The organism is Chryseobacterium angstadtii (genome assembly GCF_001045465.1).
GTDB classification, from domain to species: domain Bacteria; phylum Bacteroidota; class Bacteroidia; order Flavobacteriales; family Weeksellaceae; genus Chryseobacterium; species Chryseobacterium angstadtii.
Window position 1 is genome coordinate 1,025,484 of record NZ_LFND01000001.1, and the last position, 19,783, is coordinate 1,045,266.

Annotated in this window: 14 protein-coding genes; all 14 read left to right on the forward strand. The window is 39.4% G+C overall.

Annotated elements, in window-relative coordinates; translation table 11 throughout:
• Positions 1-4 precede the first annotated feature (4 nt).
• The 14 genes from ACM46_RS04555 (at position 5) to ACM46_RS04620 (ending at position 19,772) form a co-directional block, all read left to right on the forward strand.
• On the forward strand, positions 5-1,303 hold the full coding sequence (locus ACM46_RS04555) for an APC family permease (RefSeq protein ID WP_048505388.1): 1,299 nt from the start codon (positions 5-7) through the stop codon (positions 1,301-1,303).
• Positions 1,304-1,444: 141 nt separating this feature from the next.
• Positions 1,445-2,530 (forward strand): peptide chain release factor 1, encoded by a 1,086-nt coding sequence (prfA, locus tag ACM46_RS04560; protein ID WP_048505389.1) that lies wholly within the window; start codon positions 1,445-1,447, stop codon positions 2,528-2,530.
• A gap of 86 nt (positions 2,531-2,616) precedes the next feature.
• Positions 2,617-3,282 carry a hypothetical protein gene (locus ACM46_RS04565; RefSeq protein WP_131707542.1) on the forward strand — a complete coding sequence of 222 codons (666 nt, stop codon included), beginning with the start codon at positions 2,617-2,619 and terminating at the stop codon, positions 3,280-3,282.
• A 16-nt stretch (positions 3,283-3,298) separates the two neighbouring features.
• Positions 3,299-3,973: a hypothetical protein gene (locus ACM46_RS04570; protein WP_048505391.1), complete on the forward strand. Its 675-nt coding sequence runs from the start codon at positions 3,299-3,301 to the stop codon at positions 3,971-3,973.
• Between the two features lie 158 nt (positions 3,974-4,131).
• Positions 4,132-6,168, forward strand: a complete 2,037-nt coding sequence (locus tag ACM46_RS04575) for a prolyl oligopeptidase family serine peptidase (protein WP_241485969.1) — start codon at positions 4,132-4,134, stop codon at positions 6,166-6,168.
• Between the two features lie 136 nt (positions 6,169-6,304).
• Complete coding sequence (locus ACM46_RS04580) at positions 6,305-9,352, forward strand: reprolysin-like metallopeptidase (protein WP_048505393.1); 3,048 nt, start codon at positions 6,305-6,307, stop codon at positions 9,350-9,352.
• Between the two features lie 138 nt (positions 9,353-9,490).
• Positions 9,491-11,611, forward strand: coding sequence for a methylmalonyl-CoA mutase (gene scpA, locus ACM46_RS04585; protein WP_048505394.1), 2,121 nt, complete (start codon positions 9,491-9,493; stop codon positions 11,609-11,611).
• 75 nt (positions 11,612-11,686) lie between these two features.
• On the forward strand, positions 11,687-12,667 hold the full coding sequence (locus ACM46_RS04590) for a M28 family peptidase (RefSeq protein ID WP_083997335.1): 981 nt from the start codon (positions 11,687-11,689) through the stop codon (positions 12,665-12,667).
• Between the two features lie 408 nt (positions 12,668-13,075).
• Positions 13,076-13,810: a hypothetical protein gene (locus ACM46_RS04595; RefSeq protein ID WP_048505395.1), complete on the forward strand. Its 735-nt coding sequence runs from the start codon at positions 13,076-13,078 to the stop codon at positions 13,808-13,810.
• 27 nt (positions 13,811-13,837) lie between these two features.
• Positions 13,838-15,229 (forward strand): RtcB family protein, encoded by a 1,392-nt coding sequence (locus ACM46_RS04600; protein WP_048505396.1) that lies wholly within the window; start codon positions 13,838-13,840, stop codon positions 15,227-15,229.
• Between the two features lie 108 nt (positions 15,230-15,337).
• A complete protein-coding gene (locus ACM46_RS04605; RefSeq protein ID WP_048505397.1) occupies positions 15,338-15,889 on the forward strand; it encodes a nucleotidyltransferase domain-containing protein in 552 nt (183 codons plus the stop codon).
• Positions 15,890-15,891: 2 nt separating this feature from the next.
• Entirely contained in the window at positions 15,892-16,590 is a 699-nt protein-coding gene (prfH, locus tag ACM46_RS04610; RefSeq protein WP_048505398.1) for a peptide chain release factor H, read from the forward strand.
• A complete protein-coding gene (locus ACM46_RS04615) occupies positions 16,577-17,089 on the forward strand; it encodes a tetratricopeptide repeat protein (RefSeq protein WP_048505399.1) in 513 nt (170 codons plus the stop codon). Before prfH ends, ACM46_RS04615 begins: the two co-directional genes overlap by 14 nt.
• 82 nt (positions 17,090-17,171) lie before the next feature.
• The gene (locus ACM46_RS04620) at positions 17,172-19,772 is read left to right on the forward strand and encodes a T9SS-dependent M36 family metallopeptidase (RefSeq protein WP_048505400.1); all 2,601 of its coding nucleotides are present in this window, start codon (positions 17,172-17,174) and stop codon (positions 19,770-19,772) included.
• The last annotated feature ends 11 nt before the right edge of the window (positions 19,773-19,783 follow it).

Consider the following 19,783-nt stretch of genomic DNA (forward strand, 5'->3'; position numbering starts at 1 on the left):
CTAAATGAGTACTGCTACACACCAGATAGGCTGGAAAACCGCCGCTGCCATTGTTGTTTCCAACATGATCGGGACGGGAATATTTACAACTTTAGGTTTTCAGCTGTCTGATATTACCAATACCTACAGCATTTTCCTGCTGTGGAGTATAGGAGGAATTCTGGCTTTGTTCGGAGCGTTTTGCTATGCCGAGCTGGGATCTTATTTTAAAGGAAATGGAGGAGATTATATTTATCTTAAAGAAACCTATCATCCCGTATTTGGATATCTGGTAAGCTGGATCTCCCTGATTATAGGGTTTTCGGCACCGGTGGCATTGGCTGCACTGGCTATGTCAAAATACCTTTCAGCCTTTCATTACACCTTTGGAAACGGTTTTGCCATCGGGATCATCTTCCTTGTGGCGGCTACATTGTCCTTCAGTCTTAAAACCTCGAGCAGGTTTCATAATTTTTTCACCTTCATCAAGATCGCTTTTATCATTGTTTTAGTGATTTTGGGAGTTGTACTTCCGGGATCCGAAGCAGGAAACAGTCTGGAATTTACTGATAGCTGGCAGAACGAGATCATGCTTCCTGCCTTCGCTACATCACTGGTTTTTGTTACTTATTCCTATACCGGATGGAATTCGGCATCTTATATCGCAGGAGAAATAAAGGATGTTAAGAAAAACCTTCCCAAAGCATTAATTGTAGGAACTGTTTTTGTGACGGTGAGCTATCTGCTGGTCAATTTTATCATGCTGAAACATGCTCCTGTAAGCCAGATGGCAGGAAAAGAAGATGTGATGGGTGAAGCGGCGAAGAATATGCTGGGCAGCAACTTTGGAAAAATTGTGAATATTTTCATAGCCTTACAGCTCATTGCCACCATCAGCGGGTATTTATGGGTGGGTTCCAGGCTCACACAGGCTTTTGCGAAAGAAAATCATTTGTGGAAATCCCTTGCGGTCAATAATAAAAAAGGAATTCCGGTACGGGCTATTTTTGCCCATGCGGTGATTGCTTCAGTGATTATTCTGACGGGAAGTTTTAAAGAAATTTTTGTCTATACGGCCTTTATTCTTCAGCTTTTTGCCAGCCTTGCCATTTCCACGGTTTTCTTTCTTAAAAAAGATCAGAGAACCATATTTAAATCCAATGCATTCTACATTTTTCCCGTAGTTTTTCTGCTTTTTAGCATCTATATTCTGTATTTTACCCTTATTCATAATCCTAAAGAGAGCATTATAGGACTGGGAATTGTCGCATTTGGATTGATTTTATATAGGATTGATAAGAGGTTTTTTAAGAATACAGGCTAGCGAAGAGAGATTTCCGGATCTTGAATTTTCCACTCTTTTGTTTCAGGACAAAAGAATACATGCCAAATACTTATGCTTTATAAAAATGGCATTGAGATTTGAATTAATAATTCTTATCTTTGCACTCTCAAAAATTGCAGAATGTCTAAATCATTAATTCCAAAACTAGAAGCTATTAAACAAAGATATAATGAGGTTGCAGATCTTATTATACAGCCTGATATTATTTCAGATCAAAAAAAATATTCTTCTCTGAACAAAGAATACAGTGATTTAGGGAAGATTGTAAAAGTCTACGACCAGTATAAAGGAGCTTTGGATGCTATTGAAGAATCCGAAGAAATCATTGCTGATGGTTCAGACAGAGATCTTGTAGACCTTGCCAAAGAGGAAAAACTGGAAGCTCAGGCTAAAATTCCGGGCTTTGAAGAAGAATTGAAAGTCCTGTTGATCCCTAAAGATCCTGCAGACGACAAAAACGTTATTGTTGAATTACGCGCAGGAACCGGTGGTGATGAAGCGGCTATTTTCGTAGAAGATGTCTACAGAATGTATACCATGTACTTCAAAACAAAAGGCTGGAGACATGAGGTGACAGATTCCAACGAAGCTGCCAAAGGATACAAAGAACTCATCATGAAAGTGGAAGGGGAAGGTGTTTACGGAATTATGAAATTCGAATCAGGAGTTCACCGTGTACAGCGTGTTCCTGAAACAGAATCCCAGGGAAGAGTTCATACCTCTGCCATTACCATTGCCGTTTTACCGGAAGCTGAAGAAGTAGATTTTGAACTGAATCCTGCAGATATTGAAATGCAGACATCCCGTTCAGGGGGAGCCGGAGGTCAGAACGTAAACAAGGTTGAAACAAAAGTTCAGCTGACGCACAAGCCTTCAGGGATGGTGGTGGTTTGTCAGCAGGCCCGTTCTCAGCTGGCTAACCGTGAACTGGCTATGGAAATGCTTAGAACCAAACTATACGATATCGAATTGCAAAAGGTTCAGGGTGATATTGCGGCACAGCGTAAATCAATGGTTTCCACAGGAGACCGTTCCGCAAAAATCAAAACCTACAACTATCCTCAGGGAAGGGTGACAGATCATAGAATCAACAAGTCTATGTACAATCTGGATGCCTATATGAACGGAGATATCTCTGAAATGATTGATGCCGTAATCATGGCGGAAAATGCAGAGAAGATGAAGGGAGAAGAAGACAACTATTAAAAGCAGATATAATCAATCAGGCTCTTGAATTTCAAGAGCCTTTTTTTGCTGTATGAAGCAGCAGACCTAAAATAATAAACTACACTATGAAAAGAACGATGAGAATTTTATTTCTGATAATGATCCTTTGTGTTCAAAACCTATGGGCACAGACGGAATCATTAAAGCCCGAGGCCGTATTCGGGATGTATTTTGATACTTTTGTAAAACAGGATGAGCGGGCTCTTCAGCAGCTTAACGACTATCTTACCCCATTTCTTGGCGCAGAAAATACCTATACCATAGATTTGAATAAATCTTTCAAAGATGAGGTGAAGAATCTTACCGGAAACTTCCTTGCCAACCTTCCAAAGGAAACTGCTGCAGGGTGTGAGGCTGAAACAGAAGAATATTTCAGAGCGCTTCTGTCCAATTTAAAGAATACACAGTACGCGGTGAAAAGCATGAAAGAAGTCAAAAATGAATATGCAGATCATAGTTTTGTGGCAGAACTCAATGTAGATCTCAGCTTTCCGGTTCCGGCAAAGATTGCTGAAATAAAGCTTGAAGAGGTGAAGAAAATGAAAGATCTTAGAAACTATTTAAAAAGCAAAACGAAGGCTTTTAGACAATCGGAAAAACAGACTACGGTTCAACAGAAATTTAAGCTTTACCAGGTTAAAAAAGACGGAAACATCTATTATTGGAACGGAGGTCCGCAGGAGCTGGTATGGAAGTTGAATGAATTGTATTTCAATAATTTAAGTCGCTAAAAATCAAAATAAAAGAATGAAGAATTTTAAAATAATTTTCCTTGTTATATTGGCCATATTCGGACAGAATCTAAGTGCTCAGACTGAAGTAAAGAAACCTTCGGAAGTTTTTGAAATGTATTTTGGAACCTTTGTGAATAACAATAGCGCTGTACTGGATAAGCTGAATGATTATCTGAGACCTACGGTAGAAGGTGAAACCGCCTATCAGGTAGATTTTAATGTCGTTTCGAAGGATATGATGAAAGAAAGTACGGATAATTTTTTATCGGTTTTTCCCAAAGCAACTGCAGATGCCTGCAGAAAAGAAGCTGAAGAATATTTTACAGCGATGATGGAGAATTTTAAAAATGGAAAACTCACCGTTAAAGAAGTAAAAGTAGTGCAGAATGAACACATAGAAGACCAGAAAATTGCTCATATCACCTATTCTGTAAGCTTCAAAGTTCCTGCAAAATTTTCCGATATTCCGCCCGGAGATATTAAAAATGTAAAGCCTGAAGAGCTTAAAAAATACCTGGTTCAGAGTGTAAAGGATTTTAAAGCGGCAGATAAAACAGTGGTTACAGAGCAGAAATTCAGTCTTTATCAACTCAATGAAGGAGGTAAAATATACTATTGGAATGGCAGTCCTGATGAAATTGTTTCTGGATTAACGGATTTTTACTTTGAAAGTTTCGGATCTAAATAATAATTCGTAGAAAATATTTTTTATTAAAAGCTCTGGTATCAGGGCTTTTTTTATGTCGTATACTTTGTGTATTTTTGATAAAACCCTTGATTATGAATTTCAAACCTATCTTATTAACCGCTGGAGTCTTATTTTCAGCGACTTTTTATTCTCAAAAAATGAATTATCCTAAAGCATTAAAAGGAAATCAGACAGATACTTATTTCGGAAACGCTGTTGCAGACCCATTCAGAGATCTGGAAAATGATTCTGACGCTACAAAAAAATGGGTAGACGATGAAGTAGCCTACAGCCAGAACTATCTTTCAAAAATTCCGTTCAGAAACAAAATCAAGGATCAGCTGAGAGATATCTGGAATTATGAGAAAATTTCAGCCCCTTTTAAAGAAGGAGATTACACCTACTATTATAAAAATGACGGCCTTCAGGCACAATCCATCCTTTACAGAACCAACAACAAAACCAAAGCAACGGAAATATTTTTGGATCCAAACAAGTTTTCAGATAAAGGAACAACTTCACTGTCTAATTTATCTTTCAATAAAAAAGGAAACCTGGCTGCCTATTCTATTTCTGAAGGGGGAAGCGACTGGAATAAAATCATCATTATTGATGCAATTACTAAAAAACAGATCGACGAAACGCTATTGGATGTAAAATTCAGCGGAATTTCGTGGCAGGGAGACGAAGGATTCTACTACTCAAGCTACGATAAACCAAAAGAAGGAACCGTTCTTTCCGGAATGACCGATAAACATAAAGTGTATTTCCATAAATTAGGAACAAAACAGTCTGAAGACAAGTTGATCTTCGGAGGAGATAAAACACCAAGAAGATATCTTGGAGCCGGAGTTTCTGAAGATCAGAGATACCTGATTATTTCTGCAGCGAATGCTACAAATGGGAACGAGTTGTATATCAAAGATTTAAAGAAAGGCGGAGATTTTGTTCAGATCAATAAAGGGTTTGATATTAATGTCAATATCGTAGATACACAAGGTGATGATCTGTTTATTTTTACAGATAAAGATGCCCCGAATATGCGTCTTGTAAAAACAACGATCGCGAATCCTTCACCGGAAACCTGGAAAGATGTGATTCCACAGACAGAAAATGTTCTGGGAGTATCTTCAGGAGGAGGTTATTTCTTTGCAACCTATATGATTGATGCTATAGATCAGGTAAAACAGTTTGACAAAACCGGAAAACTGGTAAGAGAAATTACACTTCCGGGAAAAGGAAATATCGGCGGTTTTGGCGGTAAGGAAGAGGAAAAAGAACTTTATTACTCTTTCAGTAACTACATTACACCGGGAACTACCTATAAATTTAATGCAGATTCAGGGAAATCAGAAGTGTACCAGAAACCGAAAGTGAAATTTAATCCGGATGATTATGTTTCCGAGCAGGTATTCTACACTTCAAAAGACGGAACCAAAGTTCCTATGATGATCAATTACAAGAAAGGAACCAAACTGAATGGTAAAAATCCTACGATCCTTTATTCTTACGGAGGTTTCAACATCAGCCTTCAGCCTTCATTCTCTGTAGTGAATGCCATCTGGATGGAAAACGGTGGAATTTACGCTGTTCCGAACATCCGTGGCGGTGGCGAATATGGTAAAAAGTGGCACGATGCAGGAACGAAAACGCAGAAGAAAAATGTTTTCGAAGACTTTATTGCTGCTGGAGAATATCTTCAAAGCAAAGGCTATACTTCAAAAGAATATATGGCATTGTCCGGAAGATCAAACGGAGGGCTTCTTGTAGGAGCTACCATGACCATGCGTCCTGATCTTGCGAAAGTAGCATTCCCGGGCGTAGGTGTTCTGGATATGCTGAGATACAATAAGTTTACGGCAGGTGCAGGATGGTCTTACGACTACGGAACTGCAGAAGACAGTAAAGAGATGTTTGAATATCTTAAATCTTATTCCCCGGTACATAACGTGAAAAAAGGAACATGCTATCCTTCTACCATGATTATTACCAGTGATCATGATGACAGAGTAGTTCCGGCACACTCTTTCAAATTCGGGGCTGAACTTCAGGAAAAACAGGGCTGTAAAAACCCGATTTTGTTAAGAATTGAGAAAAATGCAGGTCACGGCGCAGGAAGATCAACCGAACAGGTAATCAGTGAAAATGCGGACCTTATTTCTTTTGCTTTATATGAGATGGGAATTAATAAATAGTTATTAATAACAAAAAAAGAACCAAAATGGCTAATTTTATTGAAATTAGCCATTTTTTTTGATTGTACTATGCATTAAATTATTACTTTTGTCCTGGATATTTAAAATTTATTAATTCTATTCATGTAGTTCAGTTATGAAAAAAAGAATTTTACTAGTTTGTGCATTGGCAGGTAGTGTGGCCAGTGTAAATGCACAGAGGTGGGTACCTGCCTCCCAAAAAACTTCTGAAATTAGAAAAGAAGTTGAAGTTCAGTATTCTTACAAAGTAGATCTTGCATCGCTTAGAAATCTTTTAAAAGATGCGGTAGAAACGGGTAAAGGAGCAAAAGCTGTTATTGTTTCCCTTCCTACAGCAGAAGGAAAAGTTGAGAAATTTGCTGTATACAGCGATCCTGTTGTAGAGAAATCTATGGCAGACAGACACCAATTAGGATCATATGTTGGAGTAGGGGTAGACGATCCTTCCAAATATGTAAGATTCAGTACGGCTCCAACAGAATTGCAGTCTATGATCATCAAAGACGGCGTATTCCAGTTTATAGAGCCTATTACGACAGATAAGCAGACTTACGGAGTATTCTATAAAACGAAGAGAACGGCAAGTGATAACGGATTTGAGTGTTCTACGGAAGAAAAAGAGATTATTAAGGATATCAAGGCATTGGAGGCTAACGGTAAGAAGAATCTTTCTAACCTGGGAATTACCAACAGACCTGCTATTACAAAATACAGAACATACAGACTGGCACTTTCTACTACTGGAGAATACACAAAGAAATTTGACCCTTCAGGAGGAACTGCAAACACAGTGATCCAGATGAATGCTACCATGACCCGTGTAAACGGTATTTTTGAAAAAGAATTTGGTATTAAAGCAATCATTCAGGATCTTCCGGCTATCATATATACAGATCCTACATCAGATCCATATACTGGAAACTTAAACCTGAATCTTCAGCAGACTTTAACTAATATCGTAGGGAATGCTAATTACGATATGGGGCACGTATTCAATGCTGCAGGAGGAAACGGAAATGCCGGATCTATTGCATCAACATGTGTAGACCCCGCAACGACAACTACCTTAGCGAAAGGATCTGCATTTACTCAGAATACAAACCCTACGGGAGATCTTTTTGATATTGATTATGCTGCTCACGAAATGGGTCACCAGCTGGGAGCTAACCATACATTCTCTCACGTTTCAGAAGGATCCGGAGTAAATATTGAACCTGGTGGTGGTACAACTATCATGGGATATGCCGGAATTACAGGGGATAACGTACAGGCTACTACTGACGCTTATTTCCACTATTCTTCAATCAATCAGATCTTGAACAGTCTGGATGGTAAAGTCACTTGTGGAACTTCAGAAAATATTACAACAAACACAGCGCCTGTAATTACAGCGCTTACACCTTACAGCATTCCTAAAGGAACAGCTTATTATTTGGATGCATCTGCTACAGATACAGATCCTATTAAATATGCATGGGAACAGTATGACAGCGTTGACTCTTACAACTCTATTTCCGGAGACAGCGGATGGGGATATAGCGCACAGGGAGCATTATCAAGATCTTATTTCGGTACAGCAAGCGGAAGAAGATATTTCCCAAGTTTACCATTGGTAATGAGCGGAGTTTTAACTAACAAAACAGCTCCGGGTGCTACTACAACGCCAAACTGGGAAACGGTATCTTATGTTCCTAGAGTATTAAAGTATGCAGTAACAGTAAGAGATGAGAATGTAGGAAGACCAATGCTTTCTTCTGCTGAAACTACAGTAACAGTTGGAAACGACGGGCCTTTTAAATTTTCAGGAATTACAGCTTCTACAGTATTATATAACAATGCTGCGAATACAATAACCTGGGATGTTGCCAATACCACTGGAGCTCCTTATAACGTACCTAACGTAAAAATTGAGTATACTACAGATCTTACCAACGGTGCAACATGGACAGAACTAGTAGCTACTACTCCAAATACAGGAAGCTATACGGCACAAATGCCTGCCAGCTTAACAGGAGCAGTTAAACTTAAAATTTCTGCTATTGGAAACATATTCTATGCAGTATCTCCGCAAATAACTATTGGAACAGCGCCTACTTCTACTACAGCAGCGCCAACAGGTGTTTCTGCATTAAATGCTGAAATCTTTAAAACAACAGCAAGACTGTCTTGGAACAGTGTACCAGGTGCTACTTATTCCATCAACTATAGAAAAGTAGGACAAACTAACTGGTCAAACGCAACAAGCCCTACAAGCTCTGTTGTATTAAGCGGCCTTGAAGATGAATCTAATTACGAAGCTCAGGTAGCGGCAGTAGTAAATTCAGTTCCGGGAGCATTCTCCAATAACTATGCTTTCAAGACGAAAGGATTGAGAACAGGAGTAGATTACTGTTTAATGACTACCGGAGGAAACAGCTTTGCTAGTTTTTCTTATAACAGTGGTATGGCTGAAATGAATATCGCAAATCTTGCTTATTCAGAATTAACCTATAAGACTATTTTCAGTACTTATCGGGATTTCACTGAAGATGCAACTAAAGTGATTAACTTAACCAAAGGAACACAGTACACATTGTCTTATTTTAATGTAGGTACAACAGCTTCTACTTATAATGACAATATGGAAGTGTGGATAGATTATAACAGAAACGGTGTTTTTGAAACTTCTGAAAAAGTGGGTTCTGTAAGTACTGATCCACCTGCTAATGGTCAGTATACAGGAAACTTTACATTTACAGTTCCTGCTACAGCCTATGCTGGAGATAAGCTTTTAAGAATGAGAGTAGCAAACACTTTCTTTAACAAAGCTACCGGGCCATGTGGTAGTCCATCGGTGGGTGTAACCGGAGGAGGAGTTATTTCTCAGGGATCATTTAAAGATTTCTCTGTGAAAATCACAAGCGGATTGGCAGTAAATGATGTAAACGGTCCAAGCGCAACTGAAGTATCTATTTATCCAAACCCTGCAGATACTTTCGTAGAAGTGAAGAATCTGAAAGGAAAAGCTGATTACAGCATCTTCAGTGCAGACGGAAGATTGGTTCAGCAAGGTCAGCTAGATGGTAACAACAGAATTAATGTGGCATCATTGATCAAAGGTATGTATGTAGTTACTCTTAAAGATGACAAAAACACATACAATACGAAACTTATCAAAAAATAAGAAGTAAGTATATCTATAACTGAGACCGGGCATTTGTCCGGTCTTTTTTATGCCTTAAAATTCATTAAAACTGGATGTTAACATAAGTTTCATGTTTCGTTCAAAAAAATTAACTTTACGCAGACAAAAATTATTGGAATGCGAAAGACAATTTCTGTGAAAAAACCGGATTTTAGTATAGAACCTCAGAACAGAGAGATCTATAATTTTGAAAAAGACGGATTAGAGTTAAAATCATCATACACCCCAGCAGATGTTAAAAATGAATCTTTAACACAGACTTCTCCAGGAATTGTTCCTTATCTCAGAGGCCCGTATTCTACTATGTATGTACAGAAACCGTGGACGGTGAGACAGTATGCAGGTTTCTCCACAGCAGAAGAATCCAATGCGTTTTACAGAAGAAACCTGGCCGCAGGGCAAAAAGGACTATCCGTAGCATTCGATCTTGCGACCCACAGAGGATATGATTCAGATCATTCAAGAGTAGTGGGAGACGTAGGAAAAGCTGGTGTAGCCATAGATTCTGTGGAAGATATGAAGATCCTTTTCAATGAGATTCCTTTGGATCAGATTTCCGTATCTATGACAATGAACGGAGCCGTACTTCCCATTTTGTCTTTTTATATTGTAGCAGCCGAAGAACAGGGCGTAAAACAGGAATTACTTTCCGGAACCATCCAGAATGATATTTTGAAAGAGTTCATGGTAAGGAATACCTACATCTATCCGCCGGCTCCTTCCATGAAAATTATTGCCGATATCTTTGAATATACAGCCCAAAATATACCCAAATTCAACTCTATTTCCATCTCAGGATACCATATGCAGGAAGCGGGCGCAACACCCGTACTGGAAATGGCTTATACCCTTGCAGACGGTCTGGAATATGTAAGAACAGGGATTAAAGCAGGAATGAATGTAGATGATTTCGCCCCAAGACTCTCATTTTTCTGGGCAATCGGGATGAATCACTTTATGGAAATTGCAAAAATGAGAGCCGCAAGATACATCTGGGCTACCCTTTTACAGCAGTTCAATCCGCAGAATCCAAAATCTCTGGCTTTAAGAACCCACTCCCAGACATCCGGATGGTCACTTACAGAACAGGAACCATTTAATAATATTACGAGAACAGCTATTGAAGCCCTTTCTTCTGCTTTGGGCGGAACCCAGTCGCTGCATACCAACGCTCTGGACGAAGCCATTGCTCTTCCTACGGATTACTCTGCAAAAATCGCCAGAAATACCCAGATTATCCTTCAGCAGGAAAGCGGGATTTGTGATGTGGTAGATCCTATGGGAGGAAGCAGCCTCGTGGAAAGCCTTACCCAGCAGATGATTGAAGAAGCCATGAAATACATTGATGAGGTAGAGCAGGAAGGAGGAATGACAAAAGCCATTGAAGCCGGAATTCCGAAAATGAGGATTGAAGAAGCGGCCGCTAAAAAGCAGGCTAAAATTGACAGTGGTGAAGAATTCATCATTGGAGTCAATTCATTCAGAACAGCCCTGAAACAGGACGGAATTGAGATTCTGGACATCGATAATACGGAAGTGCGCAGAAAGCAGATCGAAAGACTGGAAAAAATAAAAGCAGAAAGAAACCCTGAAGCCGTTGCACAAATCCTGAATAAAATCCGCGAAAGTGCAAAATCAGGAAAAGGAAACCTTCTTGCCCTATGCATTGAAGCCGCAAGAAGAAGAGTTACCCTTGGTGAAATGAGCGATGCCATGGAAGAAACTTTCGGAAGATATAAAGCCAATATTAAAACCATCTCAGGAGTGTACGCTATGAATGCCGGGAAAAACGAATATTTTGAAAAAGCCCTTCATCTGACTCAGCAGTTTGAAGAAGCAGAAGGCCGCCGTCCGAGACTTATGGTCGCCAAAATGGGACAGGATGGGCACGACAGAGGAGCCAAAGTAGTCGCAACGGCATTTGCAGATATGGGATTTGATGTCGATGTGGCACCATTGTTCCAAACCCCTGAAGAAGTAGCCAAACAGGCCGTAGAAAACGATATTCACATCCTGGGTGTATCTTCTCTGGCGGCAGGACATAAAACCCTGGTTCCGCAGGTGGTGGAAGAACTGAAAAAATTAGGAGCAGATGATGTCACGATTGTAGTAGGAGGCGTTATTCCGCAGCAGGATTATGAATTCCTGTATGCGAATGGAGCCGACTTTATTTTCGGCCCGGGAACCAACCTTCCGAAATGTGCGGTGGAAATCTTACAGAAATTCTTAGAAAATTAAAATTAAACCTCACTCACTGTGTAGATTGACTGAAAAGTATTAATTTCAGTTCTTCAACCCTAAGTATACTGTGAGATGAATTTTAAAAATATAACAAAGCCTGCAGCCAATAAGATCATTATTGTTGCAGGCTTAATTTTTATAGCTGTGTTTTGTTTCGCAGCAGATTCAGAAAACCGTCCGGTTCAGAAATCTCCGGTACCGGCAGATATCAATTCGGTTAAAAAACATCTCACGGCCCTTACCCAAACGCCCGAATTCAGAAATCATAAAAATATAGACCAGTTGAATGCTGTGGCAGACTATATTAAAGAAGATTTCAGTAAATATGGGGACAGTACAACCTTTCAGGAATATAACGTTGATAGTAAAATCTATAAAAATATAATCACTTCTTTCGGAACAGAACATAAAAAAAGAATTATTATCGGAGCTCACTACGATGTTTGCGGCGACCAGCAGGGAGCAGACGATAATGCCACGGGAGTTACCGCTCTTCTGGAGCTTGCCAGAATGCTCAAAAACCAGAAACTTAACTACAGAATAGATCTTGTGGCATATACACTGGAAGAACCACCTTATTTCCGGACAGAAAATATGGGAAGTTATATTCACGCCAGGTACCTGAAAGATCATAAAATAGACGTGTACGGTATGGCTAGCGTGGAAATGATAGGATATTTCAAAGACGAGAAAAACTCACAAAGCTATCCGTTAGGAATTTTATCCTGGGTTTATGGAAATAAAGGAGATTTTATTACCCTCGTTAAAAAGTTTGGAGCAGGAGATTTTGTCAATAATTTCAGCGATCATTTTAAAGAAGCCAACCAGATAAAAACAGAAACCTTTACAGCTCCGAAATTTGTAAAGGGCACCGATTTTTCAGACCATCTTAATTATTGGAATTTGGGCTACTCTGCCCTGATGATCACAGATACATCATTCTTCAGAAACAAAAATTACCATGAATCCACAGATACTTTGGAAACGCTGGATCTCGGTAGAATGACCAAAGTAATAGACGGTATTTTTCTGAGCCTGATTCACTTGAAATAAAAAAAATAATTTTGATATTCAGAAAAAATATTATATTTGCACCTGAAAATCAAGTTTAACCCATTAAAAAACAACGAAGCAATGTTCAAAATGATACAGAATTCTACAGCTGGAGTACCCCTTATGGTGGTAAGGCTTCGTGGTTTGGTATACTCTTAGAATAATAGTACAACGAAATATCAAAACCCGGAGTCGTAAGATTTCGGGTTTTTTATTGCGCAATACAAAACTCCAGTTTCCCCGAAATTTTTTAGTGTTATCAGGAACAACATGAAAAGGTCTTTTGATGATCTGTTTCAGGCTGTTCATTATCGTAAACAAATCAACTTAAATTTTAGTTGAGTAAGAGAAGATGTAAACAGTCCAAGTCATTGGATTTTGTACCCTACATCTTGTGTCTTATCATTAATGGAAAATAATAACCTTCTGTTTCACCGCCTTAGAAGCGTAAGAAGCAGACAAAGAACAGGTAAAAAAGATGTAGAAAAACAGATAAGAAAAAAGTATAAACGTAGTAAGGAGCTTTGGCATCTCAGGAGGAATATTCCGTGGATTCCATTGGAAAAACCCTATCAGAGAGGTTTTGTAAGATTTTTTGTGCTGAATGATGATGTGAAAAGATCTGAAGATGCAGATTTCTTTGAAGGAATTCTGAAGAAGATCAACACATTTATGTATTCCGAAAGCCGGCTGTTTCTGAAAAAAAGAAAAAAGTTTGGGAGAAGGATCTATGTAGAAAAACCACAGAAACTCAACACCATTTCCTTTTATGCATGGACAGATCCAAAGTTTGGGCTAATCCCCAGAGAAAGACAGTATTTTCTTAGAAAAGAAGAATACAATCCGTTCCGAAAAAGAAGTGAAACTTACTACGAATTCCTCGAACCCTGGAGATTTGCTCTACGGATAAGACCCAATATGATCACGCACTACAAGCCTGTAGATCTGGATCTAGAAAATGAATATGCTGAATTGAAAGCCTATGTGGAACAGCATAAAATTGCGGGAATCATCCGGAAAAAAATCTATGGTAAATCAAATGCCTGGAAAAGAGAATATGAAACTGATCTTATCAAAAGCAGGAAATATGCGAACTGCATCAGGTCTGCAACAGAGATTGCAGACTATTTTGAGGACTTATAAGGTCCAATATCATTTAAAACAAAAACAATGGGAAATTTAAAACTAAAAGGAAAAGATATATTAAAACTCGGCTATCCAAACAATCAAAGTGTGAATGTGGCTCTGGAGGTTATGAAAAGAAATTTTGCAACGAAGAATATTCATCATGTAAAATCTATTTTAAAAGAAATCCTCGTGAATCCGGAACATTTTGAAAAAGACCTCACTTTCGGGCAGATTGCAGAATCGCTGCTGTCATCCAGAAAAACAGAAAAAAGAATGCTCAATACCCAGCGTGCTTCATTCCAGATCTTTGGAAACAATATTTCTGAAGAAGCAAAAAACCAGCTGTATACCGCATTAAAACTGCCAATTTCTGTACAGGGAGCCTTAATGCCGGATGCTCACAGTGGTTACGGACTCCCGATAGGTGGAGTTCTGGCTGTAGAAAATGCTGTAATCCCTTACGGAGTAGGAATGGATATCGGCTGCAGAATGAGTCTCAGTATTTTGGATATTCCGGTTTCATATCTTGACGGAGCAAGAGACAAATACGAAAAAGCACTTGCCGAGCACACAAAATTCGGGATGTACGAAACCCACAAATCTCATGTAGATCATGAAATCTTTGAACGGGATACTTTCGATATGATTCCAATTTTAAGAAGATTAAAGGGAAAAGCCATCAAGCAGATGGGATCATCCGGGGGCGGAAATCATTTCGTGGAATTCGGAGAAGTGGAGATCACGGAAGAAGATGTTCAGATCGGTCTGCCGAAAGGAAAATACCTGGGAATTCTTTCTCACAGCGGTTCCAGAGGTCTTGGGGCAGAAATTGCCCAGTATTATTCGAGAGTGGCGGCAGATCAATGCCCGTTGCCGAAAGAAGCGCAACAGTTTGCGTGGCTGGATCTGAGTACTCACCTCGGTCTGGAATACTGGACAGCGATGAACCTGGCCGGAGATTATGCTTCCGCCTGTCACGACGATATCCACAGAAGGCTGATAAAAGCGGTTGGCGGAAGAGTGAAGGCAAGAATTGAAAATCACCACAATTTCGCGTGGAAAGAAATTCACAACGGAAAAGAAGTGATTGTCCACAGAAAAGGAGCCACTCCTGCCAATGAAAATGAACTGGGAATGATTCCGGGCTCTATGACGGCAAAAGGTTTCATCGTAAGAGGAAAAGGAAATCCCGATGCGCTGAACTCAGCATCGCACGGAGCAGGAAGAGCCCATTCAAGAGGAGAATGCAGAAGCCTTTTCACTCAGAATGATATCAAAAAAGAGCTCAAACTGAAGAAAGTTACATTAATGGGTGGAAATACAGAAGAAGCACCAATGGCTTACAAAGACATTCATGAAGTGATGAATGCCCAAAGCGAACTGGTAGATATTCTCGGAACATTCCAGCCAAGAATTGTGAGAATGGATAAATAATAAACCTGCCCATTCAACCTTATAGGTTTCAAAAACCTATAAGGTTTTATAAAAAATCAGATGAATAGATAATTATCAATTCATTATTAATCAACAAAAAACAAAAAAATGGGAGCACCTCATAATATAAAAAGATACGGAGAAGTCTGGCCGGAATTTAGAATCCGCTATGGTCTCGAAATTTTAGATAAATTAAAAGACAAAGTCATTATATCTGGTGGCTGGGCATGGCATTTTATGTCAGAAAAAGGGCATACGGAACACAAACATGCTCATGACCACAAGGATATTGATGTTTTTGTAAAGAAAGAAAACGCAGCAGAAGTAGTGATCATTCTTCAGCAGGAAGGTTTCCTGAAAGTATGGACCCGCTACGACCATCTGCAGAGTGAAGAAAACTTCCGCAGGTATGAAAAAACAATAGAACTCGAAAACGGAAAGTCTAACAGAATTACCATAGATTTTTTTGAGAGAAATGATCTGGAAACTGTTGAAATTGATGGATTTACGATTGTTAAACCTTCAGTTTTACTGACTTTTTACAGAAACATCCATTCCAGTGACAAATGCTGGGCTGTAATGGCTGCTAAAGATTTACTGGAAAAAGGAATTGACCCTGTTGGTCATCCGAAATTAAGTGAAATTCCTAAAGTGAATTAAAAATGGAAAAAATCATACAAATAACCTCAGGAAGAGGACCTTTAGAATGCCAGTGGGTTACCGCTAAAATACTGAAGGTCTTCCTTGAGGAAGTTAAAAATAGCAACATAGATTACGAAATAATTCACCGCGAAAATGGTGATGAAAACCTGACTTTAAAATCCGTCACCCTGCTTTTAAAAGCAAAAGAACTGGATGGATTTTTAAAAACATGGCTGGGAAGTATATGCTGGACCGGGAAAAGCACGTTCAGGAAACTCCATAAAAGAAGCAACTGGTTTATTGGGGTTTTCGAACTCGAAGGTTTGGAGACAATCAATTTCAATGAAAAAGATATTCAGTTTCAGACTACCAGAAGCCAGGGAAGCGGAGGCCAGAACGTTAATAAAGTGAATACGGCGGTTCGTGCGATTCATCTGCCTACGGGAGAAAGTGTGTTTGCGCAGGATTCAAGGTCGCAGCTGGAGAATAAAAAGCTCGCCGTGATGCGCCTGAAAGAAAAAGTAGCAGGGCTGTATATCAAACAGCTTGAAAAAAGAATGCAGGACACTTGGAACAATCACCTGCAGGTACAGAGAGGAAATCCGGTCCGCACCTTTTCCGGAACAGATTTTAAAAAGAATCATCAGGATAAATCATTTAAAAAACAACGGAATATCCTGAAAAAAGAATTAAAAAACGAGAGACATGACCTTAACTAAAAGTAAATATTATTTTGAAGCACTGGATAATTATCCTTACAGTCTTCCGGATTGTCTGGAGGCTCTGAATTATACCCTGTCTTACGATCCCGAAGATGCAGACAGCCTTTGTCTGATGGGAAGAATCTACAGCGAAATGCTCACAGACTATGAAAAAGCCAAGCTCTATTTCGAAGAAGCGATGCAGTGCAATGTGGCCAATCTCAATACCCCACAGTATTATATCAAATGTCTTTTGGATAATGAAGATCTTGATGAAGCTGAAAAACTCATCAATTATGCGCTAAAGATCAAAGGAATTGATAAAGCCAGGATTTTGATCCAAAAATCACTGCTGTTGGAGATCAGACTGGAATATAAAAAATCGCTGGAGCCTTTAAAGGAGGCGAAAAAATACAGCTATAACCAGCCTATGATTGATTATCTGGATAATAGGGCAAAGCTGATCAAAGGTAAAATGACTAAAAACAAAAAGGAGAAGAAAAAAGAAAAAAAATAAATCTCCTTTGTTTGAAAATTTTCAGATTAAATATCTTTTATTGTTGAAAAAAACATAACTTTATTGCGGAAAAAACAAGTTTATGGATCAAAAATTATTTTTATTACCGGTATCGGTGGCTGTATTCTTTGCTTTTGGCAAAATGAATGCGCAAAATTCAAACACACTTATTCAGAATTACTATCAGAAAAGTGGACAGTTAACACAAAAGAACGGGACAAGTAATAACACAGGAGTTATTATTTTAAATGAAGACCCTTCCAAAAGCCTGGGAGCAAATATTGTGAATGTTCAGCAGACGTTTAACGGGCTAAGAGTCTACAATGCGCTGGGTAAAGTAATGATCAGGGAAGATAAAGTCGTCTCTGAAAAAAATGATTTTAAAAAAGATATTTCTGCAGCCGTTCAGGGCAAGTCCAAAGAACGGTTTTCAGAAGACCTTCTTAAACAAAACCTGAATCTGAACGAAATTTCCAAAGTGGATTATCTTCCCAACGTCTATTTCGAAAAGAACGGAGCTTATGTTTTAGCAAAAGAACTCTTTGTTTCGGATAAAAACTCCTCCGATGTATGGCATGTGATTGCCAATGCAGAAACAGGTGAAGTTCTTACAAAGGATAATTTAACGCTGGACTGTAATTTTACCCATGAAGATCACTTAGATAATGAATCAGAAGAACATATGGAACAACATGCAGGATTCGGATCTGACGTTACGGCTTTTGCGGGAGCTTTGAACAAAACTTCCGGAGCCAGCCTGCTGGTTCCTACGAATGCCTCTTATAATGTTTTTCCGCTTCCTACCGAAGCACCTACATTCGGAGGCCGTGCTGTACTTAATAATCCGTGGGATATCGCATTCTCTCCGGAAGGATGGCATTCTGACGGAACCAACAGCTATACCAATACAAGAGGGAACAACGTATACGCCTATTCCGATCAGAACAATGCCAATACGCCGGGATATTCGCCTGACGGAGGAAGTACGCTGAATTTTAATTTTCCTTTCGATGAAGGAAGGTACATCAGCCCTTTTACACACAGAGATGCAGCGATCACGAATCTGTTCTATATGAACAATAAGATGCATGATATTTTCTATAAATTCGGTTTTACAGAATCAGCAAGAAATTATCAGACTACCAATTTTACCAATTTGGGAATGGGAGGTGATGCTGTAAGGGCAGAAGCTTACGATGGCAGCGGTCTGAATAATGCCAATTTCAGCTCAGGTTATGAAACCACAATCAATGGGCAGGTTTATCTGGCGGCTCCAAGAATGCAGATGTATATTTACGACAGAATACAAACTGCTGCAGATCCTATTTCCAGATATCAGTATAATTCCCCGGCAATCGCTGTAAGCAGAGCTAAAGTAATGACAGGAAGCGCATCTTTTGGCCCTCTTTTGTTTGATGGACAAACGGTAACCGGAGATCTAGCTGTTTCGGCACCTGCAGATGCATGTACCCAGCCTGCGTTGGGAAGTCTTACCGGTAAGATCGCCATTATTACAAGTACAGGCTGTGAATATGGACTTAAAGTGTTAAACGCACAGAAAGCTGGCGCAGTGGGAGCTATTGTCTACAGGCCGACTACGGATACTCCTGCCACTATGGGAGGAGGAGCTTCAGGAGATCAGGTAACCATTCCTTCCATTAATATTGGAAAAACTGAAGGGCTGTATATCGTAGGAGAGCTTGGTAACGGAAATACAATCAATGCTACCTTAGGAAATGATTTTAACGGATTCAGACATTCAAGTTTAGATAACGGAATCATCGCCCATGAATACGGACACGGAATTTCAAACAGACTTACAGGCCAGGGCTACAGCTGTCTTTCTGCAACAAACAGTGCAGAGCAGATGGGTGAAGGATGGTCTGATTATTTTGCATTAATGCTGACAACAAGACCCGGCGATACTTCTGCTCTGGCAAGAGGAATGGGAACGTATGTAAAATGGCAGCCTACAACAGGAGTGGGAATCAGACCTGCAAAATACTCTCCGGATTTTGGCGTAAATAATTATACTTACGGAAATACAAATACGGTAACAGGCTCTCATGCCATAGGATTTATATGGGCGACCATGCTTTGGGATCTTACCTGGAAATACATCGAGAAATATGGGTATAACAGTGATGTGCTGGCAAGTACAACTTCTGGAAATGCAAAAGCACTGCAGATTGTTGTGGACGGCCTTAAACTACAGGCCTGCAGCCCGACATTTATTGATGGAAGAGACGCGATCCTTCAGGCTGATGCTACAGGAAACGCCGGACTTGATAAATGTATGATCTGGAATGCTTTTGCCAAGAGAGGATTAGGAGTTAATGCTTCTGCAGGAGTAAGAGCAACGGCCAATGATCAGGTGGAGAATTTTGATGTTCCTCAGGAATGTAAAACGTCTTTAGCAACTCAGGATGTGAAAACAGCAGATCATAAATTTATTGTATTCCCTAATCCTACTTATGACGAATTCTTTGTTGGTAATTTAGAAACATCCTCTAAAGAAGTTCAGATTAAAATGTTTGATATGTCCGGAAAACTGGTATTCTCAGACACCAGAGATGCACAGTCCAAAAAAGCAATTTCTACAAAGGGCTTTCAAAAAGGAGTGTATATGGTACACATCAAGCAGGGTGATAAAATTCAGACTGAAAAACTGATTGTACGATAAGCAAACCATTT